This window comes from Ruegeria sp. AM4 (assembly GCF_056540665.1).
In genome coordinates this window covers 306,435-332,904 of record NZ_JBQFXD010000001.1, presented here as the reverse complement: position 1 = coordinate 332,904, position 26,470 = coordinate 306,435, and the positions used below count along the sequence as shown (strand labels likewise).

25 protein-coding genes are annotated in these 26,470 nt (G+C 59.6%); 16 read left to right on the top strand and 9 right to left on the bottom strand.

Features of this window, described 5'->3' with window-relative positions; all coding sequences use genetic code 11:
* Positions 1–2: 2 nt before the first annotated feature.
* Both mprF and ACR0JA_RS01630 read right to left on the bottom strand, forming a co-directional pair.
* Positions 3–2,612, bottom strand: a complete 2,610-nt coding sequence (gene mprF, locus ACR0JA_RS01635; RefSeq protein ID WP_480569044.1) for a bifunctional lysylphosphatidylglycerol flippase/synthetase MprF — start codon at positions 2,610–2,612, stop codon at positions 3–5.
* Positions 2,613–2,707: 95 nt separating this feature from the next.
* Positions 2,708–3,136 carry an Lrp/AsnC family transcriptional regulator gene (locus tag ACR0JA_RS01630; protein WP_480569042.1) on the bottom strand — a complete coding sequence of 143 codons (429 nt, stop codon included), beginning with the start codon at positions 3,134–3,136 and terminating at the stop codon, positions 2,708–2,710.
* 86 nt (positions 3,137–3,222) lie between these two features.
* Between ACR0JA_RS01630 and rocF the strand changes: the two genes are divergently transcribed.
* Genes rocF through ACR0JA_RS01615 form a run of 3 tightly spaced genes read left to right on the top strand, consistent with a single transcriptional unit; the run spans position 3,223 to position 6,113 of the window.
* Positions 3,223–4,143 (top strand): arginase, encoded by a 921-nt coding sequence (rocF, locus tag ACR0JA_RS01625; RefSeq protein ID WP_480569040.1) that lies wholly within the window; start codon positions 3,223–3,225, stop codon positions 4,141–4,143.
* Entirely contained in the window at positions 4,143–5,063 is a 921-nt protein-coding gene (gene ctlX / locus ACR0JA_RS01620; protein ID WP_480569037.1) for a citrulline utilization hydrolase CtlX, read from the top strand. The genes rocF and ctlX overlap by 1 nt, the downstream gene beginning before the upstream one ends.
* Positions 5,064–5,069: 6 nt before the next feature.
* Positions 5,070–6,113, top strand: coding sequence for an ornithine cyclodeaminase (locus ACR0JA_RS01615; protein ID WP_480569034.1), 1,044 nt, complete (start codon positions 5,070–5,072; stop codon positions 6,111–6,113).
* A gap of 44 nt (positions 6,114–6,157) precedes the next feature.
* Here the strand turns inward: ACR0JA_RS01615 and ACR0JA_RS01610 are convergent, their stop codons facing one another.
* Genes ACR0JA_RS01610 through ACR0JA_RS01600 form a run of 3 tightly spaced genes read right to left on the bottom strand, consistent with a single transcriptional unit; the run spans position 6,158 to position 9,269 of the window.
* Positions 6,158–7,561, bottom strand: coding sequence for a TRAP transporter large permease (locus ACR0JA_RS01610; RefSeq protein WP_480569031.1), 1,404 nt, complete (start codon positions 7,559–7,561; stop codon positions 6,158–6,160).
* Between the two features lie 3 nt (positions 7,562–7,564).
* Entirely contained in the window at positions 7,565–8,194 is a 630-nt protein-coding gene (locus ACR0JA_RS01605) for a TRAP transporter small permease subunit (RefSeq protein ID WP_480569029.1), read from the bottom strand.
* Positions 8,195–8,252: 58 nt separating this feature from the next.
* Positions 8,253–9,269, bottom strand: a complete 1,017-nt coding sequence (locus tag ACR0JA_RS01600; protein WP_480569026.1) for a C4-dicarboxylate TRAP transporter substrate-binding protein — start codon at positions 9,267–9,269, stop codon at positions 8,253–8,255.
* 398 nt (positions 9,270–9,667) lie between these two features.
* Here ACR0JA_RS01600 and acs point away from each other — a divergent pair, with 398 nt between their 5' ends.
* The 8 genes from acs (at position 9,668) to ACR0JA_RS01560 (ending at position 19,105) form a co-directional block, all read left to right on the top strand.
* A complete protein-coding gene (gene acs, locus ACR0JA_RS01595) occupies positions 9,668–11,632 on the top strand; it encodes an acetate--CoA ligase (RefSeq protein WP_480569023.1) in 1,965 nt (654 codons plus the stop codon).
* 7 nt (positions 11,633–11,639) lie between these two features.
* Complete coding sequence (locus tag ACR0JA_RS01590; RefSeq protein ID WP_480569020.1) at positions 11,640–12,323, top strand: adenylate kinase; 684 nt, start codon at positions 11,640–11,642, stop codon at positions 12,321–12,323.
* A 194-nt stretch (positions 12,324–12,517) separates the two neighbouring features.
* Positions 12,518–12,802 (top strand): DUF4212 domain-containing protein, encoded by a 285-nt coding sequence (locus ACR0JA_RS01585; RefSeq protein WP_480569017.1) that lies wholly within the window; start codon positions 12,518–12,520, stop codon positions 12,800–12,802.
* A 7-nt stretch (positions 12,803–12,809) separates the two neighbouring features.
* Entirely contained in the window at positions 12,810–14,594 is a 1,785-nt protein-coding gene (locus ACR0JA_RS01580; RefSeq protein ID WP_480569014.1) for a sodium:solute symporter family protein, read from the top strand.
* A 109-nt stretch (positions 14,595–14,703) separates the two neighbouring features.
* Positions 14,704–16,527 carry a DUF294 nucleotidyltransferase-like domain-containing protein gene (locus ACR0JA_RS01575; RefSeq protein ID WP_480569011.1) on the top strand — a complete coding sequence of 608 codons (1,824 nt, stop codon included), beginning with the start codon at positions 14,704–14,706 and terminating at the stop codon, positions 16,525–16,527.
* A 57-nt stretch (positions 16,528–16,584) separates the two neighbouring features.
* Positions 16,585–17,103 (top strand): hypothetical protein, encoded by a 519-nt coding sequence (locus tag ACR0JA_RS01570; RefSeq protein WP_480569008.1) that lies wholly within the window; start codon positions 16,585–16,587, stop codon positions 17,101–17,103.
* A gap of 2 nt (positions 17,104–17,105) precedes the next feature.
* Complete coding sequence (locus ACR0JA_RS01565) at positions 17,106–18,518, top strand: 3'-5' exonuclease (RefSeq protein WP_480569005.1); 1,413 nt, start codon at positions 17,106–17,108, stop codon at positions 18,516–18,518.
* Between the two features lie 86 nt (positions 18,519–18,604).
* Positions 18,605–19,105 carry a flavin reductase family protein gene (locus ACR0JA_RS01560; RefSeq protein WP_480569002.1) on the top strand — a complete coding sequence of 167 codons (501 nt, stop codon included), beginning with the start codon at positions 18,605–18,607 and terminating at the stop codon, positions 19,103–19,105.
* Here ACR0JA_RS01560 and ACR0JA_RS01555 read toward each other — a convergent pair whose 3' ends face one another.
* Genes ACR0JA_RS01555 through ACR0JA_RS01545 form a run of 3 tightly spaced genes read right to left on the bottom strand, consistent with a single transcriptional unit; the run spans position 19,106 to position 21,338 of the window.
* The gene (locus tag ACR0JA_RS01555; protein ID WP_480568999.1) at positions 19,106–19,585 is read right to left on the bottom strand and encodes a DUF6505 family protein; all 480 of its coding nucleotides are present in this window, start codon (positions 19,583–19,585) and stop codon (positions 19,106–19,108) included. It abuts the gene before it with no gap.
* Positions 19,585–20,280 (bottom strand): biotin/lipoate--protein ligase family protein, encoded by a 696-nt coding sequence (locus ACR0JA_RS01550; RefSeq protein WP_480568996.1) that lies wholly within the window; start codon positions 20,278–20,280, stop codon positions 19,585–19,587. The genes ACR0JA_RS01555 and ACR0JA_RS01550 overlap by 1 nt, the downstream gene beginning before the upstream one ends.
* Positions 20,277–21,338, bottom strand: coding sequence for an Mrp/NBP35 family ATP-binding protein (locus ACR0JA_RS01545; RefSeq protein WP_480568993.1), 1,062 nt, complete (start codon positions 21,336–21,338; stop codon positions 20,277–20,279). The genes ACR0JA_RS01550 and ACR0JA_RS01545 overlap by 4 nt, the downstream gene beginning before the upstream one ends.
* 107 nt (positions 21,339–21,445) lie before the next feature.
* On the opposite strand from ACR0JA_RS01545, the gene ACR0JA_RS01540 reads away from it, so the two are divergent.
* Positions 21,446–22,174 (top strand): hypothetical protein, encoded by a 729-nt coding sequence (locus ACR0JA_RS01540; RefSeq protein ID WP_480568990.1) that lies wholly within the window; start codon positions 21,446–21,448, stop codon positions 22,172–22,174.
* On the opposite strand, the gene ACR0JA_RS01535 is transcribed toward ACR0JA_RS01540, so the two are convergent.
* The gene (locus tag ACR0JA_RS01535) at positions 22,168–24,123 is read right to left on the bottom strand and encodes a 4Fe-4S binding protein (protein ID WP_480568987.1); all 1,956 of its coding nucleotides are present in this window, start codon (positions 24,121–24,123) and stop codon (positions 22,168–22,170) included. The two genes, ACR0JA_RS01540 and ACR0JA_RS01535, sit on opposite strands and share 7 nt — an antisense overlap.
* 261 nt (positions 24,124–24,384) lie before the next feature.
* Between ACR0JA_RS01535 and ACR0JA_RS01530 the strand changes: the two genes are divergently transcribed.
* The 4 genes from ACR0JA_RS01530 to ACR0JA_RS01515 are packed head-to-tail and all read left to right on the top strand — an operon-like array spanning position 24,385 to position 26,375.
* Positions 24,385–24,939, top strand: coding sequence for a DUF3305 domain-containing protein (locus tag ACR0JA_RS01530; protein WP_480568984.1), 555 nt, complete (start codon positions 24,385–24,387; stop codon positions 24,937–24,939).
* Complete coding sequence (locus ACR0JA_RS01525) at positions 24,936–25,514, top strand: DUF3306 domain-containing protein (protein WP_480568981.1); 579 nt, start codon at positions 24,936–24,938, stop codon at positions 25,512–25,514. Before ACR0JA_RS01530 ends, ACR0JA_RS01525 begins: the two co-directional genes overlap by 4 nt.
* A 4-nt stretch (positions 25,515–25,518) precedes the next feature.
* Positions 25,519–26,130 carry a TorD/DmsD family molecular chaperone gene (locus ACR0JA_RS01520; protein WP_480568978.1) on the top strand — a complete coding sequence of 204 codons (612 nt, stop codon included), beginning with the start codon at positions 25,519–25,521 and terminating at the stop codon, positions 26,128–26,130.
* A gap of 56 nt (positions 26,131–26,186) precedes the next feature.
* On the top strand, positions 26,187–26,375 hold the full coding sequence (locus tag ACR0JA_RS01515) for a twin-arginine translocation signal domain-containing protein (protein WP_480568975.1): 189 nt from the start codon (positions 26,187–26,189) through the stop codon (positions 26,373–26,375).
* The last annotated feature ends 95 nt before the right edge of the window (positions 26,376–26,470 follow it).

Genomic DNA, 26,470 nt, shown 5'->3' with positions numbered 1-26,470 from the left:
CCCTATTTGGTCAGCCCGCGCAAGCCGCCCGAGATCAGGATATTGACCTCATAAAGAATACGCGGCGCGGCCAGACCGCCGGGGCTCGCCAGATAGTTGGGACTCCATTCCGGGTCGAATTTCTGTTTGAACGCGCGCAGGCCTTCGAAATGATAAAATTGCTCGCCATGTTCGTAGACGAACCCTCCGATCCGGTTCCAAAGCGAGGCCAGCTGCCGGTTCTCGATCCCCGAAAACGGTGCCGCCCCCAGCGAGAACCAATGGAACCCCTGCTCCGATCCCCAAACCATCATGTTCGCAAACAACGCGTCCATGACAAAGCTGGGGCTGTCGGGTTCATAGCGCATCAAGTCCAGCGACAGCTCGGACTTGTTTCCACCCTGAAACAGATTGGCAAAGGCCCAGATCTTGCCGGTTTTGCTGTCGCGCAGCACGGCAAAATCAAAATAGGACAGGTAGTCATCGTCAAAGCCACCAAGGGCGAACCCCTTTTCCTCACCCGCCTTTTGCGCAAGCCAGTCGTCTGAAATCTGCCGCAGTTCCGGTAAGACCGGGGCCATTTGCTCTTTTGGGATGATCTCGAACACGAACTCTTCGCGTTCGGCCCGGTTCTTGGCCTGCCGGAACCGTTTGCGGGACTTTCCGTCCAACGAGAAATCCTTGAGCGGCACGCGCGCGACTTCGCCGATCTTCAGGATCGACAGGCCGAGGTCCAGGAATGTCGGCAGATACTTTGTCGAGACGCTGTAGAAGGCGCACAGCTTGCCCTCGCGGTCGGCCCTCTCGCGCAATTGCCAAATCAACTGCTGGCCTGCGGTTTCGTCGCCAACCGGCTCACCCTTGGTGATCAGCGCATTGCCGGTATCCGCATAAGCAAGAAAGGCGCTTTCGTCCGGAGCAATCAGGAACTGCTTGTCGCCGGTCAGCGAAATCTGCGCCTCGGTATCTTCGCTTTCCAAGGCAAGCTGGGCGACAACGGGTGGTATCTCGGTTCGTACCGGCGCCGGGATGTCACGTCCGAACAGAGAGGTCACGGCAACAATCCCCACGATCACTGCCACCACCAGGCTTGACCGTAAGAACCGCGAGGCGTCGCCTTTCCAGGCAAAATCCCACCACAGAGCGTTCTGATATTCGACATGGGAATAGGCGAACAGCCCGATCCAGAAGATTACAGCCAGCAAGGCGATCACACTGACCAACCACGGGATATTCAGGCGAAAGATCGACGCTCCACTAACCCGGTAGAACGCGCCCCGGAACATCGCCAACAAGCCTATGGTGGCCAGCATCGACACGGCCTCATGCGTGTCCAGTCCTTTGGCCAGCGAGGCAAAGAACCCCGCCACCATCAGCAGCATCGCCACGACCCAGGCACGGTAGAGCTTGCGGAACAAGCCGCGTGAGACCAGCAGCAACAAAACTCCAATCGCGCTGCCGGCAAGATGCGAAGCCTCGACAAACGACAGCGGCAAAACCTCGCGCAGTACGCCCAGGTTTTGTGAGCTGGCGGGCAGCGCACCCGATACCAGCAGGATCACGCCAGCCACGGCGGCCACCCCGGCGGCGACCATCGGCACGATCGGCCGGATCGCCCGGTACACCCAGGTTGCTGCCCCGCCGATCCGGTGCCGTTGTGTCAGCGCCGAGGCGATGGCGATGGACAGGGTCGCTATTGCAAAAGGCAGGAATGTGTAGATGACCCGATAAAGCAGCAGCGCCGCGATCACGTCGGACCGCCCGGACGCGCCCAGCCCCGCGATCAGGGTCGCCTCGAAAACCCCCAACCCGCCCGGTGCGTGGCTAAGGATCCCGACCGCGATGGCTGCGATGTAGATCGTGAAGAAATAGGGATAACCGACGCCAAGATCGTCCGGCATCAGTACGTACAAAGCCATCGAGGCGCCGAACAGGTCGCCTATCGCGGCAATGGTCAGCAAGCTGGCCAGTTTGCCGCCGGGCAGGTTAAACCCGATGCCAGCAAAGGAAAACCTGCGCCCTCCGCGCGACAGCCAGACAAACAGGACAACCAGCCCGGTCAACAGGCTCAACCCAATCGCGGTCTCAAACGTTTCACTGATCGGCAATGCATTTGATATCCCATCAGGATGAACCGTCAGTAACAGGCCCAGAACCAGCACCAGCCCCATCCAGAAGGCCACCCAGGACGTCGCAATGACCCCGGCGACGCGCCCCAGATCCAAGCCGAGTGAGGCATAGATACGATAGCGGATCGCGGTTCCGGTGATGTAGGAGAATCCCAGACAGTTCGACACCGCATACCCGCTGGCCCCGGCCATCCCGGCGACCGGCAGGGGCACTTTGCCTTCCGCCACGCTTTGCACCGCGAGCACATCGTAAAACGACAGAGAAACAAAGCTGACGGCCGTCCAGCAAAAGGCAAAGAACAGTATGCGCCAAGGCGTGCCTGCTACATCTGCCTTGACCTCGGACCATTTCACATGCGCCGAGAGCTCATGCAAAACGACAAGCGCGATCAGAGTGATCAGGACAGGCACCGCGATACGGATAACGGGTTTTTCCAGCAGCGTGGTGATCTTTTCCGCCCACCGTCCGGGCGTCGATTCGTCTTGAGCTGCCTCTGTTGTCATCAAACGGATCCTGCATTTGCGCTGCCTGTTGGGACCAGGCTTTGCCCAAGCTTGGCACAAATCTCAGACAGGTCAAAGCGTTACCGCCAGCAGCGCTAGGATCGGCCCTTGCGGGTGGACAGCAGCAGGTTGGTCTCGGACCGTTTAATTCCGTCCATGCGGCGGATCTGGAACAGGATGCCGTCCAGCTCTGCCAGCGTTTCGGCGCCAATCTCGGCGATCAGATCCCAACTGCCATTGGTCGAATGCACCGCCCTCACCTGTTGCAGCGCCGCGATACGCGACATGATCCGCTCGGTCCCGCGCCCCTCGATCTCAAGCATCATCAATCCGCGCACCGGGCTTTCCGCAACACCGCTGCGTGTGACCACCGAAAAGCCCACGATCTCACCCGATTGTTTGAGGCGTTGCAGACGGCTGCGTACCGTGGTGCGCGTGACGCCAAGGGTTTCCGCCAGTTCCGACAGCGACGCACGGGCGTCGCGATGCAGGGCGTTCAGAAGCCTGTTATCCAAATCGTCCAAGTCAGGTTCCCATTCCGAGTGTCTGGCTTTCTTTTTGAGCAATTTGATCCCTTCTCGCAACCCATCTTGCGTCGGTAAATAGGCATATGGACCAAAAATCTCTTAACATTATCGGGGCACCGATGGACTCGGGCAAACGGCGACAAGGGTGCCGGATGGGGCCCGATGCCTATCGTGTTGCCGGAATAGTCCCCGCCTTCAGCGACTTGGGGCATCAGGTCAAGGATATGGGCGACACCTCGCCGGACCCGGTTGACATACCGGAAGACACGCACCTGTTTAGCCTGCCGGAATGTGTCGGCTGGACCACAGCCCTGTCGCGCACTGTGCAAGAGGCCGCCCCGCACGGCATGCCGGTCATTCTGGGTGGCGACCACGCTTTGTCGATGGGAACAGTCTCGGGCATGGCGGCGCATGCCGAGCGGATCGGCAGACCGTTCTTTGTGCTTTGGCTGGACGCCCACAGCGACTTTCATTCGCCCAGCAGTACCAGCAGCGGCAATCTGCACGGAACGCCTGTGGCCTATGTAACGGGTCAACCGGGGTTTGACGCCTTCCCGCCCCTGATCGCGCCGGTCCCGACCCATCGCGTCGGGATGATCGGGTTGCGGTCCGTCGATCCCGCCGAGCGCGCGCTGCTCGAGAAGGATCACGCCATGCTCGCCGATATGCGCAGCATCGATGAACACGGGATCAAAGCACCTCTGATTGCCTTTCTCGAAAAGGTCCGTTCCGAGAACGGGATTCTCCATGTCTCGCTGGATGTCGACTTTCTGGACCCGGCGATCGCTCCGGCCGTTGGGACAACCGTACCCGGTGGTGCAACCGAGCGTGAAGCCCATCTGGTGATGGAACTGCTGCACGAAAGCGGTTTGGTCTGCTCGTTGGATTTGGTCGAGTTGAACCCGTTTCTGGACGAGCGCGGTCGCACCGCAAAACTTATGGTCGATCTGGCAGCCTCGCTGATGGGACGCCGCATATTCGATCGCCCGACACGGAGTTTCTGATGCACTCACTTCAGTCACCATCCGCTGTCGTGATGGTCCGACCGCATGCCTTTGCGTCGAACCCGGAAACCAGTCACGACAATGCCTTTCAAACGCTGGCGAACAGATCAGCGCAGTCCACATCTGACGCCGCCAGGGACGAGCACGACCAGGCGGTTGAAAATCTACGAAATGCCGGAGTGAAGGTTCACGTCTTCGATGACGACGGTCACCGGGATACGCCAGACAGCGTTTTTCCGAACAACTGGTTCTCTACCCACCCCGGCGGTCATGTGGCGGTGTATCCGATGTTCGTGCCTTCGCGCCGACGTGAACGTCGCGCTGATGTCATCGAAATGCTGAAGCACGAGTACCGGGTTCAGGACATCATCGACTACTCGGGTCTCGAACAGGACAATCTGGCGCTGGAAGGCACGGGGGCGATGGTCCTGGATCACGTGGGTCGCATTGCCTATACGGTGAAATCCAACCGTGCTGATCCGGTTCTTTTGGAAAGATTCTGCACTCACTTCAACTACGAACCCATCGCGTTTGAAGCGCAGGACAGTCAAGGGCGTGATGTGTATCACACCAATGTTCTGATGGGCATTGGCACGCAGTATGCCCTGATTTGCCTGGATATGATCTCTGATGCCGAACGTCGCGCGACCGTACGCTCTCGGCTGGAGGAATCCGGTCGCACGGTCATTGACCTTTCCCACGAACAAATCGCCGAATTCGCTGGCAACGCGATTGAACTGAGCGGGACAAATGGCCTTGTGCTGGCCCTGTCCTCGCGCGCCTTGCGGGCGCTGAGTCCCGAGCAGATTTCCGCCATCGAATCCAGCGCAACACCGCTACCGCTGTCCGTTCCCACTATTGAAACTGCCGGTGGCTCCGTGCGCTGTATGATTGCCGGTATTCACCTGTCCCGCCGCTAGGAGAGAATGATGCAACCCTCTGAAAAAGCCCTTGTGCCCTTTGTTTCCGTCGACAACATGATGCGGCTTGTGCATCACGTCGGCCTCGAAAAGATGATCACCCAGATTGCGGCGCAGATCGAAGCCGATTTCAAACGTTGGGAGAACTTTGACAAGACCCCTCGTATTCCGGCCCATTCGCCACATGGCGTGATCGAGTTGATGCCGACCTCGGATGGCGAGGCCTATGGCTTCAAATATGTCAACGGCCACCCCAAGAACACATCCGAAGGGTTGCAGACCGTGACCGCATTCGGCCTTTTGGCCGACGTCTATACCGGCTATCCGACTTTGCTGACCGAGATGACGATGCTGACCGCGCTGCGCACGGCGGCGACTTCGGCACTGGTGGGCAGCTATCTGGCGCCGAAATCGGCGACCACGATGGCAATGATCGGCAACGGTGCGCAGTCGGAATTCCAATGTCTTGCCTTCAAGGCGATGTGCGGTATCGACACCGTGCGGCTCTATGATACCGACGCCAACGCAACGGCCAAATGCGCCGCCAATCTGCAGGGCAAGGGGCTGACCGTCGTGCCCTGCAAAACGCCCGAAGATGCCATCGAAGGCGCGCAGATCATCACCACCTGCACCGCGGACAAGAAATACGCCACGATCCTGACCGACAACATGGTCGGGCCCGGAGTGCATATCAACGCTATCGGCGGCGACTGCCCCGGCAAGACCGAATTGCACAAGGACATTCTGTTGCGCTCGGAGATTTTCGTCGAATACCCTGAACAAACCCGGATCGAGGGTGAAATTCAGGCGCTTGAGGCCAACCACCCGGTGATCGAGATGTGGCAGGTCATGACCGATCAGGTACCGGGCCGCAAAGATGACCGCCAGATCACTCTGTTCGACAGCGTTGGCTTTGCAATCGAAGACTTCTCGGCCCTGCGCTACGTCAAGCAAGCCATCGAAGGTACTGAATTCTTTGAACCATTGGATATGCTGGCGGACCCGGATGATCCGCGCGATCTGTTCGGAATGCTGATGCGCGCTGAATAACCGTTTGAGGTGGGGGCGTTGCCCCCCGGCAACTTCCCCACCCGTTACCCCGCCAAAGACGGCAGGTACAATACGATACCGGGGAAGGCCACAAGCAACGCAATCGTCAGCGCGTCGGCAATGAAGAATGGCGTGACGCCCTTGAAAACGTCCTGCACGCTTAGATCCGGGCGAACCCCGGCAACGACAAAACAGTTCAGGCCGATAGGTGGGGTGATCAGGCAGAACTCGGCCATTTTCACCACCAGTATCCCAAACCAGATGGCGCACATTGTACCCGACATGCCAAAAGCACTTTCGGCCGCACTTACGCTCTCACCCCCGTTCAACGCCATGACGGCGGGATAGACCACGGGCAGGGTCAAAAGCAGCATGCCGATTGCATCCATGAACATGCCCAGCACCGCATAGGCCAACAGAATGCAGATCAGGATCAGCATCGGTGACATTTCAAGCGATGTGATCCAGTCCGAAAATACCCCCGGCAGATCGGCGAACCCCAGAAAGCGGACGTAGATCAGAACGCCCCAGATGATCGCAAAAATCATCGCGGTCAGTTTTGCCGTTTCCAGCAGTGCCGACTTCAGCTCGGGCCAGCGCATGCCGTTGATCAGGGCAAAGCAGAAAACGATGAACGCCCCGATAGCGCCGCCCTCGGTCGGTGTGCCCCAGGCTTTGTCTCCGAACGGGTTGTAGACGAAACAGATGATGATCAGGATCACCGCCACGATCGGCAGCGCTCCGGGCAAGGCCGCAAAGCGCTGCTTCCACGAGAACCCGGTCACCGGCGGGCCTACGGTTTTGAAGACCACGGCAATGCCGACAATCAGCAGCCCATAGATCACTGCCGAGAACGCGCCCGGGATAAAGCCCGCCAGCAGCAGTTTGCCCACATCCTGCTCGACGATGATCGCGTAGATCACAAGAATTGCCGATGGTGGAATAAGCGAGGCCAGCGTTCCCCCTGCCGCCACGACCCCGGCTGCGAATTGTTTGTTGTACCCCACGCTCAGCATCTCGGGGATCGCAATCCGGGCGAAGACGGCCGAGGTCGCGACCGATGCGCCCGACACGGCGGCAAATCCCGCAGTGGCGAAGATGGTCGATACCGCCAACCCGCCCGGAACCCAGGCGATCCAGCGTTTGGCAGCCTCGAACAAAGCGCGCGTGAGGCCCGCGTAATAGGCGAGGTAACCGATCAGGATAAAGGTCGGGATCAGGCTGAGCGTGTGCGCGGCGACCTTGGAATGGGGCACCTGCCCCGCCGTCTTGACCGCAACGGTCACGGCCTTGCCAAACCGATCCGGGTCGTAGCCAAACTTGGCCCAGAAAATCCAGATCAACCCGATCAACCCCGCCAATCCCGCGGCAAAGGCGACACGCATGCCCGTGACCACTAGAACCAGCAGACCGCCCGTGACCCAAAGTCCGATTTCTATCGTATCCATGCGCTACGATCGCCTTTCGAACTGGTCTGCTTCGGCAGCGGCCTGCGCGGCGGCGTCCTGAATCAGCGGCACGGCAACGGGGTGATCCAGCCCCAGAACAAATGCTTTGCCATAGCCCCAGACCTGTAGCACCAGCCGCAGACACAGCACGGAAAACGCCACCGGAGCCAATAGCTTGGCGGGCCAAAGCGGGATGCCGATGTCGATCGAGCTGTCGCGACTCCAAAGCGGTGCGCTGAAATCAAACGATCGGTCGAAGTGGGACCAGCTGCCCCAGACCAGCGCCAGCATCAGCAGCAGGATCAGCACGACCGAGATCGTTTCGAACAGCCAGAGCGCCCGACCGCGAAGGCGCGAGATCACGATATCCATACGAATATGCCCGCCATCCCGCTGCACATATGAGATGCCAAGGAAGGCGATCAGCGGCATGGCCTGCTCGATCCAGTCGACGTAACCGGGTAATGGAGCGTTCATCGCATTTCGTCCGCTGACCGAGATCACGGCCAGCACCATCAGGCCGAATACCGCCAGCCCGCTGAGCAGGGCCATTGCCCGCTCGAGTCGCAACAATTGCTGGTCCAGACGGCTGATCAGGCTGCCGTCTTCCAACACCGTGGCCTGTCCTGCCATTCCGGTGAACCCCTGTCTTCAAAGCTGCCGGGCGCTGTTAAGCACCCGGCAAGGTCGATCAGTTGCCGCCGCGCTGCTGTTGCAGGGTGGCCTGAACCAGATCATAGAGCTCTTGCGCCGGCAGACCCTGTGCCGACATATCCGCAATCCACTTTTCGCGGATCGGGTCAGCGGCCTTGGCGCGGAATTCGTCGAGCACGGCGTCGTCGATATTGATCTTCTGAACGCCTTTTTCCTCAAGAACACCGTCCCATTTTTCAAGCAGGCCTCCGTAATTCGCAAGGTAATGCGCAATGGCCTCGTCGATCGAGCTGTCCAGAGCCTCGCGATGTTCTGGGGACAGCGCGTCGTAGGCGCTGATATTCACCACCACCGGGCAGTTGACGGTGCCGGGGTTCAGGTTGGCGGTCCACCAATCGGCCTCGTTGATGGTGCCAAAGGACAAATGGGCGTGTTGTGCAAAGGCGACCGTGTCCACGACACCGGATTCCATGGCGTTATAGGCTTCGGTTGCGGGCACCGAGGTTGGGACACCGCCCACCGCCTCGAACGCCTGTCCCAGACCACCGGTTGCGCGGACACGCATGCCATCGAAATCAGCCAATTGGTCGCGCGGGTCGCCGGTGCCGACAAGGTTATACTGCGGCATGGGTGAGGTCATGATGATCCGCGCGTTCCACTGTGCCATCTCGTCCTTGACCGCGGGATGATCGTAGACCGCGTGGCTGACGGCCACTTCTTCTTCCAGGGTGTTCACACCCAGAAACGGCAGCTCCAGAACCGTGATCGCGCGGTTCTTGTCGCGGTGATAACCGGCGCAAAACTGTGCCATTTCAAAGGCTTCTATCTCAATCCCGTCCAGATTTTCGCGCGGTTTGGACAGGCCGCCATAGCTGACATTGATGGTGAATTCGCCGCCGGTCTTTTCGCTGACCAGCTCAGCCAGCTTTTCGACATGTTCGGTAAAGGCGCGACGCTTGCCCCAGACCGAGGCATTCCATTCCGTCGCTGCGGCCTCGCTGACAAACGCCAAGCTCAGGGCGGCAACGGCCGCGCCGCTCAACATCTTGTTCATTGTGATCTCTCCCTTATCTGCGCCCCTTTCCCGGAGCGCTTGAAAACGAAGCTAGCGCGTCGTTAGGGACCTGCCAACCCCTGCCCCGACAGCCGGTAGAGCGGATCGGCCATGTCTCCGGCTGAACGAGAGCCGAGGACCGCACGAATGCAAACCCGTTTTCTTTACACCAAATCTCCATATTTTTATGGGCGCTGACCGCGTGATGTTCAATTTGTTTACAAAATCCGCGCTCGCACAGAAATTTCTTTACAAACAAATTCAAGGATTACGGCATTTTATTTATTTATTTTCTGATCGCCGTATTATTCAAACCCGGGAGGAGACGGTTCAATTCAGCCTTTTCGTGAGGCAGTATTGATCCACATGATTTCAGTCCAGAGGGAGGAGCCTCAAAAATGACCACCGCTGCCCAGGCAGATGCCAAGACATATCCGCCATCCGCAGAAACCGTCGCGCGGACGCATGTCAATGCCGACAAATATACAGAGATGTATGCGGCTTCGGTCAGTGATCCCGATGCATTTTGGGGCGAACATGGAAAGCGCATTGATTGGATCAAGCCCTATAGCCAGGTCAAAGACGTCAACTATGATTTCGGCTCCGTCAAAATCAACTGGTACGCGGACGGGACGCTGAACGTATCGGCCAACTGTCTCGACCGGCATCTGGAAAAGCGTGGTGATCAGACAGCGATCATCTGGGAACCGGACGATCCGCAGGACCCGGCCCAGCACATCTCGTATGCTGAGCTGCATCGCCGCACCTGCCGGATGGCCAACATTCTGGAATCGATGGGTGTTCGCAAGGGTGACCGGGTCGTTATCTACCTTCCGATGATCCCCGAAGCGGCCTATGCCATGCTGGCTTGCGCCCGCATCGGCGCGATCCATTCGATTGTCTTTGCCGGGTTCTCACCGGACGCACTGGCAGCCCGTGTCAACGGCTGCGACGCAAAGGTCATCATCACTGCGGACGAGGCCCCGCGTGGAGGCCGTAAAACGCCGCTCAAATCAAACGCAGACGCGGCGCTGCTGCACTGCAAGGACACTGTAAAGTGTCTGGTGGTCAAACGCACCGGCGGTCAGACCACTTGGATCGACGGGCGCGATTACGACTACAACGAGATGGCGCTGGAAGCGGATGACTACTGCGCTCCGGCAGAGATGAATGCCGAAGACCCGCTGTTCATTCTGTACACCTCGGGCTCGACCGGTCAGCCCAAAGGCGTTGTTCACACCACGGGTGGCTACCTGGTGTATGCAGCACTGACGCAAGAGATCACCTTTGATTACCACGAAGGCGACGTCTACTGGTGCACAGCCGATGTCGGTTGGGTGACCGGCCACAGCTATATCGTCTATGGACCGCTTGCCAACGGCGCGACGACGTTGATGTTCGAAGGTGTCCCGACCTTCCCGGATGCGGGCCGTTTCTGGGAGGTTTGCGCCAAGCACAAGGTCAATCAGTTCTACACCGCCCCCACCGCGATCCGCGCGCTGATGGGTCAGGGCAGTGAATGGGTCGAAAAGCATGATCTGAGCGACCTCAAGGTGCTGGGCACCGTCGGCGAACCGATCAATCCCGAAGCGTGGAACTGGTACAACGAGGTTGTCGGCAAGGGGAATTGCCCCATCGTCGACACCTGGTGGCAGACCGAAACCGGCGGTCACCTGATGACCCCCCTGCCCGGCGCTCATGCGATGAAGCCCGGCGCAGCAATGAAGCCCTATTTCGGCATCGAACCGGTCGTTCTGGACCCGCAGTCCGGAGTAGAGATCGAAGGCAATGGTGTCGAAGGTGTTCTGTGTATCAAGGACAGCTGGCCCGGTCAGATGCGCACAATCTGGGGCGATCACGAACGGTTCGAGAAGACTTATTTCTCGGACTACAAAGGGTATTACTTCACCGGTGACGGTTGCCGTCGGGACGAAGATGGCGACTATTGGATCACTGGCCGCGTCGATGACGTGATCAACGTTTCCGGCCACCGGATGGGCACGGCCGAAGTGGAAAGCGCACTGGTCGCCCACGCCGCCGTGGCTGAGGCCGCCGTGGTTGGTTATCCTCATGAAATCAAAGGACAAGGCATTTATTGCTATGTCACGTTGATGAATGATCGTGAGCCCTCGGATGAGCTGCTGAAAGAGCTGCGCACCTGGGTCCGCACCGAGATTGGCCCGATTGCCAGCCCGGATGTCATCCAGTGGGCCCCCGGCCTGCCCAAGACCCGGTCCGGCAAGATCATGCGCCGCATTCTGCGCAAGATCGCCGAGAACGACTTTGGGTCGCTCGGGGATACGTCGACACTGGCAGATCCATCGGTGGTCGATGACCTGATCCAGAACCGTGCGAACAAGTGAGGACGTGATGGACGCTGCCACGACCACCACCCCCGCCGTTCTGATCCTTCTCGGCCCTCCGGGCGCCGGGAAGGGTACCCAGGCTCGCATGCTCGAAGAAAAGTTCGGGCTTGTACAACTCAGCACCGGCGATCTGCTGCGCGATGCCGTCGCCGCAGGCACCGAGGCCGGTCTTGCCGCCAAGGCGGTGATGGAGGCCGGCGATCTGGTCAGCGACGGGATCGTCATCGCCATCCTGCGCGATCGTATGGCCGAACCGGACTGTGCCAAAGGCGTCATTCTGGACGGTTTCCCGCGCACAACAGTTCAGGCCGAGGCTCTGGATGGGCTTCTGGCCGCAACCGGGCAGAAGGTCAGCGCCGCAATCAGCCTCGGGGTCGAGGATGCCGAAATGGTCACCCGCATCTCGGGCCGGTACACCTGCGCCGGATGTGGTGAGGGGTACCACGACAGCTTCAAGACACCGGCAGTCAAGGGTGTCTGCGACAAATGCGGCAGCACGGAATTCAAACGGCGCGCGGATGACAATGCAGAAACAGTGGCCTCGCGGCTCAAGGCGTATCATGCCCAGACCGCACCGCTGATTGACTATTACGACGGCCATGACGTGCTGAAACATGTCGACGCCATGGGCAAGATCGACGACATCGCCCGCGATCTGGAACAGGTTGTAGGCGACGCGATGAGTTAAGGGGAGGAGATAAGCCCCCGTAAGGACGAACGGGGCTTTGATCCAGCACAGGAATACTTCAAAGGACCCGCCTTGGCGGACCGGTGGAGTTTTGCCTGACGCCAACCTGGCGTCCGGCACAATCGAGAAGCGGCCTGCGGCACTGGAGGAGTTGGGCACGGGCCGCCCATGAGGGAAGCGAAGGAGGAACCGCGATGGCGGATCAATCTACAAACTCCGCGCAGACTGCCGAAGCCGACAAGGGCTATTGGCAGGCCAACCTGCGCCTCATCTACATCAGCCTCGCGATCTGGGCGCTGGTGTCGTTTGGATTCGGCATTCTGCTGCGTCCGCTGCTGTCGGGCATCGCCGTTGGCGGTACCGATCTGGGCTTTTGGTTCGCTCAGCAAGGATCGATCCTGGTCTTTCTGGTGCTGATCTTCAACTACGCCTGGCGCATGAACAAGCTGGACGCTGAATACGGCGTGGACGAGGAGTAAGCGAGCCATGGACCAGTTTACCATCAACCTGCTGTTTGTGGGCGCGTCCTTTGCGCTTTACATCGGCATCGCGATCTGGGCCCGTGCGGGTTCCACATCGGAATTCTACGCCGCTGGTCGCGGCATTCACCCGGTCACCAACGGCATGGCGACAGCGGCGGACTGGATGTCTGCGGCTTCGTTCATCTCGATGGCGGGCCTCATTGCCTTTACCGGCTATGACAACTCGACCTTCCTGATGGGTTGGACCGGTGGCTATGTGCTGCTGGCGCTGCTGCTGGCGCCCTATCTGCGTAAGTTCGGCAAATATACCGTCTCGGAATTCATCGGCGACCGCTTCTACAGCCAGACCGCACGTATCGTGGCGGTTATCTGCCTGATCGTTGCGTCGGTGACCTACGTGATCGGTCAGATGACCGGCGTTGGCGTGGCCTTTGGCCGCTTCCTCGAAGTGTCCAACACTGCTGGTCTGCTGATCGGCGCGGGCGTTGTGTTTGCCTACGCGGTGTTTGGCGGGATGAAAGGCGTGACCTACACTCAGGTCGCTCAGTACTGCGTGCTGATCACCGCCTATACCATCCCGGCGATCTTCATCTCGTTGCAGCTGACCGGCACACCTGTTCCGGCGCTGGGTCTGTTTGGGGATACCGCAAGCGGTGAGCCTCTGCTGACCAAGCTGGACGCCATCGTGACCGAGTTGGGCTTTAACGAATACACCGCCCACCACTCGAACACGCTGAACATGGTGCTGTTCACGCTGTCGCTGATGATCGGTACCGCCGGTCTGCCCCACGTCATCATGCGCTTCTTCACCGTGCCCAAAGTGTCTGACGCCCGTTGGTCCGCTGGTTGGGCGCTGGTCTTCATCGCGCTGCTGTACCTGACCGCCCCGGCTGTTGGTGCCATGGCACGTCTGAACATCAGCGAAATGATGTGGCCCAATGGCGGCATCGAAGGTGGTGCTGTGTCTGTCGAGGAAATCGACAACGATCCGCGCTATGACTGGATGGCCACATGGCAGAAAACCGGCCTGCTGGATTGGGAAGACAAGAACGGTGACGGCAAGATTCAGTACTACAATGACAAGTCTGAATCGATGACCGCAATCGCGGAAGAAAAAGGCTGGGTCGGGAACGAGCTGACCAAGTTCAACCGTGACATCCTGGTTCTGGCCAACCCCGAGATTGCCAACCTGCCGGGTTGGGTGATCGGTCTGGTCGCGGCTGGTGGTCTTGCGGCTGCTCTGTCAACCGCTGCGGGCCTGCTGCTGGCGATCTCGTCAGCGGTATCCCACGACCTGATCAAAGGTGCGATCAATCCGCAAATCTCGGAAAAAGGAGAACTGCTTGCGGCGCGGATCGCAATGGCCGTGGCCATTCTGGTTGCAACCTATCTGGGTCTGAACCCACCGGGCTTTGCAGCACAGACGGTTGCCTTGGCCTTTGGTCTGGCGGCTGCCTCGATCTTCCCGGCGCTGATGATGGGGATCTTCTCGACCCGCATCAACAACACCGGCGCGGTTGCAGGTATGCTTGCTGGTCTGACCGTAACCCTGGTCTACATCTTCCTGCACAAGGGCTGGCTGTTCATTCCGGGCACCAACTCGTTCACCGATGCTGATCCGTTGCTGGGTCCGATCAAGTCGACCTCGTTCGGCGCGATCGGTGCAATGATCAACTTTGCGGTTGCCTACACTGTTGCAGGCATGACCAAAGAGACCCCGCAGGAGATCAAGGACATGGTCGAAAGCATCCGCATTCCCCGTGGTGCGGGCGCAGCTCAGGATCATTGAGCCTGATGCGGGCCTTGGCTAAGCTTCAAGGGCCGCGTCTTTCGACTTACTGTACCCGCCCGGCACTCCACCGGGCGGGGCTTTTCTTTCAGACACCCGAGGCCTGCTGATGCCCCTGTCCCACGACCAGATCACACGGTTTCTGAAATCCGTTCACCCCTATGACGCCCTGCCTGCCGATACGCTGGACGATTTGGCAAAACAGATCGACGTCTGGGAAGTTGACGAGGACTTTCCCGTCTACGAGTTGGGCCATACCCTGCCCGGCGTATTCGTTATCTACGAAGGACAGGTCGAAATTACAGACGAGAACGGCTCGGTCGTGTCGCATCTGGGCTTGCGAAATTCCTTTGGTGAACGCGGGCTGATGAAGGACGGCAAAGCCGCCACCAAGGCGCGCGCGCATACGCCGTCCGTGTTGATCGTGTTGCCACCGGAATTGGTGCGCGACCTGATCGACAATCACGAGGTTGTCTCGAAATTCTTCAACCGCACGCGTGGTCAGCGCAGTGGTCCGCAAAGCCTTGCGACCAGCTCCATAGACGTCCTGATGGCGCATGACCCGGCAACCTGTCCGCCCGGTACGCCGGTGCAACAGGCGGCGACGATGATGCGCGACAAGCATATCTCATCGCTATGCGTTACCGAGGGTGACACATTGCTGGGCATTGCGACCTTGCGTGATGTCTCGGGCAAATTTGTTGCTGACAGCATGCCATCTGACACACCCATTTCAGCCATCATGACTCCTGATCCGATCACGCTGTCGCCCTCGGACATCGGGTCGGACGTGCTGCATGTGATGATGGAGCGTGGCATCGGCCACATCCCGATTTCCGAGGGTGGTCGGTTGGTCGGTGTTGTCACTCAAACGGACCTGACCCATTATCAGGCGGTGAATTCGGCTGAATTGGTCCGGCGCATCGCCCATGCCGGCACGGCGGAACAGATGGCTGAAGTTACTGCCGAAATACCGCAACTCCTTGTGCAGCTTGTGGCCGGTGGCAACCGGCACGAGATCGTCACGCGCCTGATCACCGACATTGCGGATACGGCCACACGCCGCTTACTGTCGCTGGCCGAGGTCAAACTCGGGCCTGCCCCGGTGCCGTATCTGTGGCTCGCCTGCGGATCGCAAGGACGACAGGAACAGACAGGCGTGTCGGATCAGGACAACTGTCTGATCCTGGACGATGCCGCGACCGATAGCGACATGGCGTATTTTGCAGATCTGGCGAAATTCGTTTCGGACGGGCTGGATGTGTGCGGGTACTTTTATTGTCCCGGCGACATGATGGCGACGAACCCGCGCTGGTGTCAGCCGCTGCGCGTCTGGCGCGAGTACTTCCGCGGCTGGATCGGCAAACCGAACCCCGAGGCGCAGATGCTTGCGTCTGTCATGTTCGACCTGCGCCCGATCGGCGGTGCGTTCGAATTGTTTGCGGATTTGCAGGCCGAAACCCTGTCTGAAGCCAATGCAAACTCGATCTTCGTGGCCCATATGATTTCGAATTCACTGAAGCACACGCCGCCCTTGGGCCTGTTGCGCGGTTTCGCCACCATCCGCTCGGGCGAGCATCGCAACACGTTGGATCTTAAACACAATGGCGTTGTGCCGGTGGTCGACCTTGCGAGAGTCTACAGCCTGCAAGGCCAACTGACCGAGGCCAACACCCGCGCCCGTCTGAAAGCGGCGGAAACCGCTGAGGTTCTAAGTCATTCGGGCGCGCGCGACCTGATGGATGCCTACGACCTGATCGCCGAGACGCGGTTGAACCATCAGGCCAAACTGGTGAAATCGGCAGAAGAGCCAGACAATTACCTGCCCCCTGCCTCATTGTCGGATTTTGAGCGAAGTCATCTGCGCGATGCTTTTGTTGTCGTAAAAACCATGCAGTCGGCGGTTGGTCACGGCAAAGGGATGTTGGGCTGACCGGCCCACGGAAAGTAAGTTAAGCGGGCGAACGCGCCCAAACGACGGAGAGACAAGATGTTTCTGGAATTGATCGGCACGATTTTTGCGGGCATGGCCTTTGCGGGCGTGGTGATGGTGCTGAACAAGATGACCGGTGGTCGCCTGCCCCGCTGGGCTGCGCCGGTCGCCGCCGGGACGGGTATGATTGCGATGACCATCGCCAGCGAATACTCATGGTATGACCGCACCCGCGACACGCTGCCCGAAGAACTTTCGGTCGTGCAAGAGGTTGAAAGCCGCGCCATCTATCGGCCCTGGACTTATGCGGTGCCGTTCGTGGATCGTTTTGCCGCCATCGACACCGTCTCGGTTCGCACCAATGGCGAGGTTCCCGACCAACGGCTGGTCGATCTGTATTTCTTTGGCCGCTGGGCACCCGTGTCCAAAGTGCCGGTCGCGGTCAACTGCGCCGAGAACAGCCGCGCCAACTTGGCGGACGGGGCCGAGTTCGGCGATGACGGACGCCTGCTGAACGCAAGCTGGATCAAGGTCACGGGTGACGATCCGCTGATCGAGGCGACCTGTGGGGTCTGACCATGTTGAACACCCTGAGTCTGCGCATCAGGATTTTTCTGTTTTTCTGCCTGCTTGCCCTTGGTGGGCTTGTGGTCAGTTCCGTCGCGCTCTGGATCAGTTATCAGCGTACGGCTGACCCAGATCTTCAGGGGGCGTTTGTCTTTGCCGAAATACTCATTGCCTTTGGCCTGCTTGCGCTGATTGTCGGCGTCTGGCTTTTGTTCGATGACAATGTCGCCAAACCGATCGAGCGTCTTTCGGCGCAGTTGCGCGCGCGGGCCCACGCCGGCGTCAGCACCGATCTGGATCTTCAGGCGGCACGCTATCTGGGCGATCTGGCCCCGGCCGCGGCCGGTTTGGCCGATCAGGTTGCCGACACAGCCATGACCACAGCCCAAGCCGTGGCGGCGGAAACCGCGCATCTAGCAGCCGAAAAACAGCGGTTGACCGCATTGCTGACCGAGATCCCCGTTGCGATGTTGCTAGCAGGACCAAAACACCAGATCGTCCTTTACGACGCGCAAGCCGCCGAGGTTTTGGCACAGATCGCGCATCCGCGCCTCAATGCCTCTCTGTTCGATTATCTCGAAAGCACCGGTCTGACGGATGCTTACGCCAAGATGAACAAGACCGGAAAAGAGGTCGCCTGCACGCTCACAAGCGCCGAAGGTAAACAGGCATTCTCCGCGCGAATGAAACCGTTGGGAAATGCGCCTGGCTATATGCTGATTTTCGACGACAGCGCGGCGCAGATCGAACCTGATGAGGCCCGCCCGCTGGTCTACGATTTCGACCTGCTCGACACGCCGGTCGATGATGCCTTTGAGAACCGTGCCCTGAACGATTTGTGTTTTGTCGTTTTCGACACCGAAACCACCGGCCTGCTGCCACATAAGGACGAGATTGTTCAGATCGGTGCGGTCCGCGTCGTCAAAGGTCGGATCGTGACCGGTGAGCAATTGAATACGCTGGTCGATCCGGGAATTCCGATCCCGCCCGCCTCGACCCGCGTTCATAGGGTCAGTGACGCCATGGTTCAGGGCGCGCCGGACATCATCATCGCCGGTCGCACGCTTCACCAATTCGCCCGAGACGCTGTCATTGTCGCGCATAACGCACCATTCGACATGGCTTTTCTCCGCCGCCATGCGGCCAGAATGCAGGTCGAATGGAACCATCCGATCCTCGACACCGTGTTGCTGTCTGCGGTGCTGTTCGGGGCCAGCGAAACGCACACGCTGGACGCGGTTTGTGACCGTCTTGAGATCACCATTCCAGATGCGTTGCGCCATACAGCGTTGGGCGATGCGGTCGCCACGGCCGAGGTTCTGGTCAGGATGTTGCCGATGCTGAACGCGCGCGGCCTGACGACCTTCGGCGCGATCATCACCGAGACCCGAAAACACGGTCGGTTGCTGGAAGACCTGAACTGACGGGAATTTCCCGATCGGGCGCAGCTTTCCATAGACAATCCGCGCGCCGCGTGGCACCTGATGCAAGACCTATTGACGAGCGCGCAATGACGGAAACCACATTCACCCCTGGTCCTGACCAAAGTCTGGAATTCCGTGACGCGCTTGGATGTTTCGGAACCGGCGTCACGGTGGTGACGACCAATACCGACGACGGGCCTGCCGCCATCACGGTGAACTCATTTGCCTCTGTCTCGCTGGATCCACCGTTGGTCTTGTGGTGTTTGGCCAAGGATTCCAACCGTTTTGACGCGTTCAGCACTTGTCAGCATTATGCCATCCACGTCATGGCACAGGACCAGCATGATCAGGCGCTGGCCTTTGCCCGAAACGGGTTCGATTTCTCGCACGCCGACTGGCAAAACGATGAGGCCGGTCGCCCGAGGCTGTCAGACTGTTTGGCGCGCTTCGACTGCCGCCTGTCGGATGTGCATGACGCAGGCGATCATCTGATTCTGGTCGGCCACGTCGAAACCGTGATGCACCGGCCTGGTCAGGGGTTGATTTTCAAACGTGGGCAGTTTGGCGGCTTTGCCGATCTGATCTGATCACTCGTCCAGTGATCCGTGAACGGCCAGCGCCTCGAGCTGAGTTTCCTGCGGTGTGATCACGCGAAACGCCTCGTGCACCCCAGCATCGGTCAGTTCACGCGCAACCGTCAGCAGCGTATTGGGCGGATGATCCTGGCACATATCGGACATGTGCTCGATCTCGGTACGCGCCACATCCACGGCAGACTCGACCGATGGTGCGCCATACAGGCGCACGAAATGTTCGGCGAGATGCTGTTCGATCTGTTCAACCTCGCCCGGTTCTATCTGCGTCACAGCAACAAAGGTCACGCGCCCAAATGTCTCTAACCCCAGCCAACCATTGGCAAAGGCCTGTCGCGCCTTGCCTTCCAGATCGGCCTCGCCCCAGTTCGAGAACTCGAACCCGCCCGAAATGCACCATTCTCCGGTCCGGGCCGGAGAGTGAAAGACGTTCATGTCGCTTTCGTCAAAATGAATAGCGCGGGCCAGTTTCATCAGGCGGTCTCCAACAAGTGCGTCAACGGGCGCAGATGCGTTTCGGCACCATCGCGGATCAGCATACCGAACCGTTCATCCGTGCCAAGGAACACACCCTGATCGCCGAGTGGTTCGCCGACGCCGCGCAGCAGCCCCATCCATTCGGCATGCAAAGGCGCGTTGCCTTCGTCCTGCCACCGGTTCAGCCATGTCAGCATATGCCGCGACCAGCTTTCCACAAGCTGCGTCGGCAAAACATCGGCGCAGCCCTCATCATACAGGGCTGTGACGTCCGGAGTTTCACCGGGCGCGTCGCTGGTTTGCAGCAAGGCGAGTTCCCAGCCAATCACCAGCCAATCGGGCATGTCGTCCGGATCGCCGTTCGAAGCAGCGGCCCGAAACTGGCCGCACTTGGCGCCGTTTACACAGATCAAGCCATCCCATCCCAGATGCACAGCCACTTCGGGCGGAGCAAGCGCGCCCAGCGCATTCTGAAACCCGACCGCGCAGAGCGGTAACATCGCTATGGCGTCCTGCAACGGCACTTCGGGCGCGAAAACGATGGCAACACGCAGCCGATCCGCCTGTACGTTGTAGACAACCGTACCAGCATCGCAGCCCAGCGCGGCCATGGCCTGCGCGCGCTCGAACGGGTCCTCCCCACCCTGCACCGGGTGACCCGTCAGCAAGGGGGGAAAGACCGGTTCGCTCATGCGTGGCCCTTGGCGATCATGTCGCGGGCAACCTTGCGGAAGGCTTCGGCCTGCGCGCTGTCGGGTTTGCTGACCACAATGGGCGCACCCCCATCGGCAGCCATGCGAATGTCCAGATGCAGCGGAATCTCTCCCAGCAAGGGTACGCCCAGCGCCTCGGCCTCGGATGCGACGCCGCCATGGCCAAAGATATGTTCCTCATGCCCGCAGTTCGAACAGATATGCGTGGACATGTTCTCAATCATCCCGACGATGGGCGTCTTGAGCTGATTGAACATGTCGATCCCCTTGCGCGCATCTATCAGCGCCACGTCCTGCGGGGTTGAGACGACAATGGCCCCGTCCACCTTGAATTTCTGGCTGAGCGTCAATTGCACGTCTCCGGTCCCCGGTGGCAGGTCTACGATCAACACATCCAGCGCGCCCCACTGGACCTGGCTCATCATCTGTTGCAATGCGCCCATCAGCATGGGCCCACGCCAGACAACCGCCTGTCCTTCATTGGTCATCAGACCCATCGACATCATGGTGACACCGTGATTTCGCAGCGGCAGGATCGTTTTGCCATCCGGGCTGGCCGGTCGACCCGAAACGCCCAGCATTCTGGGTTGTGAGGGCCCATAGACATCGGCATCCAACAAACCCACACGCCGACCTTCAGCCGCCAAAGCACAGGCTAGATTGGCAGATACGGTGGATTTGCCAACCCCACCCTTGCCCGAGGCAACGGCGATGATCCGATCAACACCCGGCACAGCCTGCGGCCCGGTCTGCGACGGTTTGGGCTTGGGCTTCAGATCCGGCGGCGCCTTGTCGGAATGCGCGGTCAACATGGCGGACACTTTGGCAACACCATCAACCATTTGCGCGGCCTGTTCGGCGGCGGCGCGAACCGGCTCCATCCGCTCGGCCATCTTGGGATCGATTTCGAGCACAAAGCGCACCGCGTCGCCGTCGACGTTCAACGCGCGAACCACACCGGCGCTGACAATGTCCTGACCGCTTACGGGGTCAGTGATTTTTTTCAGGTTTGCCAGAACGGCGTCACGAACGCTCATGCCTTTGCCCCTTTGTACTGCCCAACCATGTGGTTGATATTCATTGCGTGATCTCCGTCTCGTTCTGGTCATTTGACGCCTTCGCCCGTCGCCCTTTAGGCTGAGCCATGCGCGTTTTCCTTTTGTGCCTGAGCCTGACGCTCTCTGCCACCCCCTCTTGGTCGCAAGAGGCGTTAGGTCTTGCGGCCCCGGACGAAGTATCAGACTCGGGTCTTTTGCAACATATTCTTCCACGCTTCTCTCTCAAGACCGGGATACGCGTCTTGGCTGACGAAAACGGCGTTATGGTCCTTTCATCCGGCCCTTCTGGCGATCCGGTGTTTCAGCGCGGCGATACGGTTTATCACCTTCAAACCAGCGATGACGCCCGTCAGGCGCGGTTTCGTGACTGGCTATTGTCCGATATCGGCAAACGAACGGTCGAAAGCTTTGCCCCGACGCAAGGTGAACCGTTCAGCGCCAGCATTGAAATTGCCATTACTGAAACCGAACAGGTCGTAGACGGTGACGCCGCGCGCGGACAGGAGTTGTCCTTTTCGCTGTGTGGACGCTGCCACGTGATCGGCCCTCAGAATCGCATGAACGGTTTGGGGTCAACGCCATCCTTCGCGGTGCTGCGGTCCCTGCCTGACTGGTCTGAACGGTTCGAGGCTTTTTTTGCCCTGAACCCCCACCCCGCTTTCACACAGGTCGAGGATGTGACCCCGCCCTTTGCCGTGGACCGCCCGTCGCCGATTCACCCGGTCGAGATGACGCTTGAGGACCTTGAGGCCATCCTTGCCTTCGTCTCGGGGATGCAGGCGGCGGATCTTGGCGCGCCGCTGCAGTTTCAGTGATCCTTTCGTTTTGAGAAATAGTCGTCGGTGGTAACAACCCGAGGTTTGGGCGCAGCCTGAAACGGGTTGTCCTGGTTCTGAAACTGCGCGTTGACGCGGCAGTCGTCGCACATCTGGATCAGACGCGCCTGATCCGAGGTGGCAAACATCGGATGGGTGCCGGACAGTTTATCCATAATCCGCTCGACCGTAGACTTGACCCCAAATGCTGCACCGCATTCGACGCAGGCAAAGGGTTCCTCTTCGTTCAGAACCTGCTGCGACAACGCGGTGTCCGACAGGTCGAACTGCGGAACCAGCGAAATGGCATCTTCAGGGCAGATCGTGCGGCACAATCCGCATTGCAGGCAGGCATCCTGCTGGAAGTTCAGCTGCGGCTTGTCCGGATTGTCGATCAATGCACCCGAGGGACACAGTGACACGCAACTAAGACACAAGGTGCAACTGTCCGTGTTCACCATGATCGCACCGTAGGGTGCATTTTCGGGCAAGGGCAGCGGTTCTGACGCATTCGGATTCAATGCCTGCGCCGCCAACCGGGCGATCTGACGTCGGTTGCCCAGCGGCAATACCGGATCGGCCAAGGGCGCGGGCGCAGTCTGTTCGTACAGTAATTCGGACAGTGCTTCGGGGTCAGCTTCGTCAATCAGGCTCAGGCCCGCCTCACCGCCGATGGCCTGTGCCAGAATCAACTCGCGACCCAAAGCGTCACGCTCGGTTGTGGGTGCCAGCAGCACATCCACACGCGCAAAACCATGCGCCAGCCCCGCCAACATTTCAGCATGGCCAAAGCCCGAGATCGTGTTCACCTCAAGCGGGATGACATCCGAAGGCAGGCCACGACCAAAGCGGGCGGCCAGTTGAATCATTTGCGCGCCGTGGGCATCATGCACCAACAGACGTGGTACCGATCCCCCAGCCCGTCGATAAGTGCGCGCAAGAATATGCATCCGCGACAGAAGCGCCGAGATCGGAGGATCTTCGTATGTAATTGCGGTCGACGGACAAAGCGCCGCACAGGACCCGCATCCGGCGCAGACCATCGGATCAATCGCGACGTGATCACCTGCGGGCGTGATGGCCCCGGTCGGGCAGATATCCAGACAGTTGGAACACCCTAATTGCTCGGCTCTGGAATGGGCGCAAAGGGTCTCATCCAGCCGCACGTAAAGCGGCTTTTCAAAAGTGCCGACCAATTGCGCGGCCTCAAACGCCAAATGTGCAACTGCGACCGCGTCGCGCGGGTCCGCGCGCAGATACCCTTCGCGCTTTTCGGGCGCCGCAACCAGTGGCGCCGCGCCGGTCACGTCAATCACAATATCGCAGCGCGAGGTTGCACCGTCACGTGGAGGTGTCCATGTGAACGCACCACGCCCGCCCGGTAGAAGCTGTTGCACGTTGTCCAACCGCAGCGCGAACCCGCCCAGCGCACCCGATAGATCGCGCAGGTCTCCCCGAACAACGTCGAAAGCCCGGCTAAGCGGTTCGGCCTCATCCGTAACCAGCACGGTAACGGCAAGCGTGTTTGACAAACGCTCCGCCAATTCAAAAGCAACTGAACCAGGGCCGATGATGCAACAGGTGCCTTCACTGACTACATCGACGCTGGATGTCACCGGCTGCGGCAACAGCGCCTCGGCCGCCAGGGCCGCCATCTTGGGCATCGCATCCTCACCTTGATCGGACCACCCGGCCCGATCGCGCAGATCGACGAAACCCGGCGGGTCGACGCCCAGTTCCGCAGCCAGGTCCAAAAAGATGGCTTGTTCTTGCCCGCAAGCGATCACCACCTGATCACCCTGCTGCATCAGTTCCGCTGCGGCCTCAATCTCTTGCGTGCACAACGCTGTGTGAACCCTGGAACAGGTCGCGTCGCAGGACCGGGAAATACCTTCGGCATCCAGTGACTGCGTTCCCGCGCAGTCACAAAGTATAAGCTTGCTGGCCATGTCCCTCCCCCGGACTGCTTGCTGCTTGACAGCACCTTAGACCTAAAGCGGAAAGAGGCAATGCAAACACCGGCGGATGGACAAGATTTATGCATTATTGTTCACAGTTTCAGCACCCGCCGCTGATCCGAGATTGGTTAACGAATAAAATAATGGTGAAAGCGACATTTTCCGGCCCGAAGTGGACTTGGCACAGCGCCACTTTATGTACCATAGTACATCACAGAGAAGGCAGGGGAGAGCCTTCTCGGGGAGGAGCCAGTGGCCAAGGCCGCAAGCCAGATTGAAATGCCCGTCGGCATCATCGTGCGCAAAACACCCGGTGTGACCCGTTGGGCCCGCTGGAACTGGCGCGCGGTTGCCGCCTTGCCCGGCGCGGGTCCTGCCGATTGGGTCGAACTGCGCCGCGAGGGTGACGCTGTCGAGTATCACGCGGCCACCCTGCCCCTGACCCTGTGGGTCGACGAGACCGAAGCTTACATGGTGAATCTGTCCGACGGGCAACCCTCGCTGTATCTGGTGCTGCGCGATGAACTGCAGGGCGAGCACCCCCTGAATGCAGTGCTGGTCACGGCCTCTCCGTTCGAAGGTCAGGACTATGCCGACACCGGTGAAGAGATCGTCGAGAAAATTCCGATGAGCGAAGGGCTGATAGCCTGGGTGCGCGACTTTGCTTTGCAGCATCACAAGGACGAGGTTTTTGTCAAACGCCGGCGCGACAAGAAGCGCACCGATCTGGTCGAAGACGGCAAAGGTGATGCGCGCATTCGTCAGGACTCGGACGTTTACCGCGCGCCGCGACGGGTGCTGCAATGAGCCAACCCCGCGATTTCTGGTCTCGCCGCAAGGCCGCCGTTCAAGCCGAAACTGAGGCTGAACTGGCAACGGTCGAGGCGCAGGCACTGGCGGAGCAACACGCGGAGTTGGAGGATAAGACGGACGCCGAAATCCTCGCGGAACTCGACCTGCCTGACCCCGATGCGTTGCAACCCGGCGATGACGTTTCGGGCTTTATGGCCAAAGCGGTTCCCGACCGACTGCGCCGTCGCGCGTTGCGTCGCTTGTGGCGATTGAACCCGGTTCTGGCCAATGTGGATGGTCTGGTCGATTACGGCGAAGATTATACCGACGCCGCTTGCGTTATCGAAAATATCCAGACCGCCTATCAGGTCGGCAAGGGCATGCTGGCCCATGTCGAGGCGTTGGCCGCTGCCGAGCAAGAAGACGATACCGAATTGGAAGCCGAACCTTCCGAGGAAGAGCCGCCTGTCATTGTTGCCGATGCAGAAGACACAGAGCAGCCAGTGAAGCTGACAATAAACGATGTCGAGGACGAAGAGCCCGACACCACCCCCGCCCCGCGCCGTATGGTTTTTGAATTCGAAGGATGACCGAATGACCGCAAGTGATGCGCAAACAATAGACGTCTCGGCCGAGGATCGTCTGCGTGCGGATTTCTACAACTTTCTGGGCCTTCTGCTTGCCGGTCCTCCTGACCAGATGCGGCTGGACCAGATGGCAGGTTTGACAGGCGATGACACCGATCTGGGACAAGCCATTCAAGCCATGGCCCGCGTCGCGAAAGTCACCAAGCCAGCCGCAGCCGAGCGCGAATTCAACGCCCTTTTCATTGGCTTGGGGCGTGGCGAGCTTTTGCCCTATGCCAGCTTTTATCTGACCGGGTTCCTGAACGAGAAACCTCTGGCGCAGCTTCGCAACGACATGGCCGCGCGCGGGATCACGCGGGCGCAAAACGTGTTCGAACCCGAAGACAACATCGCATCTTTGATGGAGATGATGGCGGGCATGATCGTTGGTCGCTTTGGGTCTGCCACCTCGTTGGAAGACCAGCGCGCTTTCTGGAACAAGCATATCGGCCCGTGGGCCGCGCATTTCTATTCGGATTTGGAAGGTGCCGAGAACTCGGTTCTCTATGCATCCGTCGGCACAGCCGGACGGGTCTTCATGGAGATCGAGCGCGAGGCGTTCCGAATGACGGCGGCCTAGCCCGCCACTCGCCGGTGCCAAACGGCGCCAAACCGCAATTGGGACAGGAGGAGCCCATGAGCAAGACCAAGGAAGAAGGCGCAACCCGCCGCGACTTCCTGAAACTGACTGGTGTCGCAGCGCCCGCTGCCGTTGCCGCAGCCAGCCTGACCGGGAAAGCCGAGGCGGCAGAGCTGCCAACGGATGAAACCCGCATCCAGGACACCGCGCACACGCGCGCGTACATAGAAAGCACTCGCTTCTAACACCATGAAAGCACCCGGTTCTGGAACCGGACGCCTTCAAACCCGACTGACGGTTGCGATTGGCCCCGACGTCGGCAGCAGTACCAAGCCAGCCA

Excerpts from the sequence above, each read along its gene's own strand:
- mprF (WP_480569044.1), bottom strand. The coding sequence starts at position 2,612 with ATGACAACAGAGGCAGCTCAAGACGAATCGACGCCCGGACGGTGGGCG.
- rocF (WP_480569040.1), top strand. The coding sequence starts at position 3,223 with ATGGACCAAAAATCTCTTAACATTATCGGGGCACCGATGGACTCGGGC.
- ctlX (WP_480569037.1), top strand. The coding sequence starts at position 4,143 with ATGCACTCACTTCAGTCACCATCCGCTGTCGTGATGGTCCGACCGCAT.
- ACR0JA_RS01615 (WP_480569034.1), top strand. The coding sequence starts at position 5,070 with ATGATGCAACCCTCTGAAAAAGCCCTTGTGCCCTTTGTTTCCGTCGAC.
- ACR0JA_RS01610 (WP_480569031.1), bottom strand. The coding sequence starts at position 7,561 with ATGGATACGATAGAAATCGGACTTTGGGTCACGGGCGGTCTGCTGGTT.
- ACR0JA_RS01605 (WP_480569029.1), bottom strand. The coding sequence starts at position 8,194 with ATGGCAGGACAGGCCACGGTGTTGGAAGACGGCAGCCTGATCAGCCGT.
- ACR0JA_RS01600 (WP_480569026.1), bottom strand. The coding sequence starts at position 9,269 with ATGAACAAGATGTTGAGCGGCGCGGCCGTTGCCGCCCTGAGCTTGGCG.
- acs (WP_480569023.1), top strand. The coding sequence starts at position 9,668 with ATGACCACCGCTGCCCAGGCAGATGCCAAGACATATCCGCCATCCGCA.
- ACR0JA_RS01590 (WP_480569020.1), top strand. The coding sequence starts at position 11,640 with ATGGACGCTGCCACGACCACCACCCCCGCCGTTCTGATCCTTCTCGGC.
- ACR0JA_RS01585 (WP_480569017.1), top strand. The coding sequence starts at position 12,518 with ATGGCGGATCAATCTACAAACTCCGCGCAGACTGCCGAAGCCGACAAG.
- ACR0JA_RS01580 (WP_480569014.1), top strand. The coding sequence starts at position 12,810 with ATGGACCAGTTTACCATCAACCTGCTGTTTGTGGGCGCGTCCTTTGCG.
- ACR0JA_RS01575 (WP_480569011.1), top strand. The coding sequence starts at position 14,704 with ATGCCCCTGTCCCACGACCAGATCACACGGTTTCTGAAATCCGTTCAC.
- ACR0JA_RS01570 (WP_480569008.1), top strand. The coding sequence starts at position 16,585 with ATGTTTCTGGAATTGATCGGCACGATTTTTGCGGGCATGGCCTTTGCG.
- ACR0JA_RS01565 (WP_480569005.1), top strand. The coding sequence starts at position 17,106 with ATGTTGAACACCCTGAGTCTGCGCATCAGGATTTTTCTGTTTTTCTGC.
- ACR0JA_RS01560 (WP_480569002.1), top strand. The coding sequence starts at position 18,605 with ATGACGGAAACCACATTCACCCCTGGTCCTGACCAAAGTCTGGAATTC.
- ACR0JA_RS01555 (WP_480568999.1), bottom strand. The coding sequence starts at position 19,585 with ATGAAACTGGCCCGCGCTATTCATTTTGACGAAAGCGACATGAACGTC.
- ACR0JA_RS01550 (WP_480568996.1), bottom strand. The coding sequence starts at position 20,280 with ATGAGCGAACCGGTCTTTCCCCCCTTGCTGACGGGTCACCCGGTGCAG.
- ACR0JA_RS01545 (WP_480568993.1), bottom strand. The coding sequence starts at position 21,338 with ATGAGCGTTCGTGACGCCGTTCTGGCAAACCTGAAAAAAATCACTGAC.
- ACR0JA_RS01540 (WP_480568990.1), top strand. The coding sequence starts at position 21,446 with ATGCGCGTTTTCCTTTTGTGCCTGAGCCTGACGCTCTCTGCCACCCCC.
- ACR0JA_RS01535 (WP_480568987.1), bottom strand. The coding sequence starts at position 24,123 with ATGGCCAGCAAGCTTATACTTTGTGACTGCGCGGGAACGCAGTCACTG.
- ACR0JA_RS01525 (WP_480568981.1), top strand. The coding sequence starts at position 24,936 with ATGAGCCAACCCCGCGATTTCTGGTCTCGCCGCAAGGCCGCCGTTCAA.
- ACR0JA_RS01520 (WP_480568978.1), top strand. The coding sequence starts at position 25,519 with ATGACCGCAAGTGATGCGCAAACAATAGACGTCTCGGCCGAGGATCGT.
- ACR0JA_RS01515 (WP_480568975.1), top strand. The coding sequence starts at position 26,187 with ATGAGCAAGACCAAGGAAGAAGGCGCAACCCGCCGCGACTTCCTGAAA.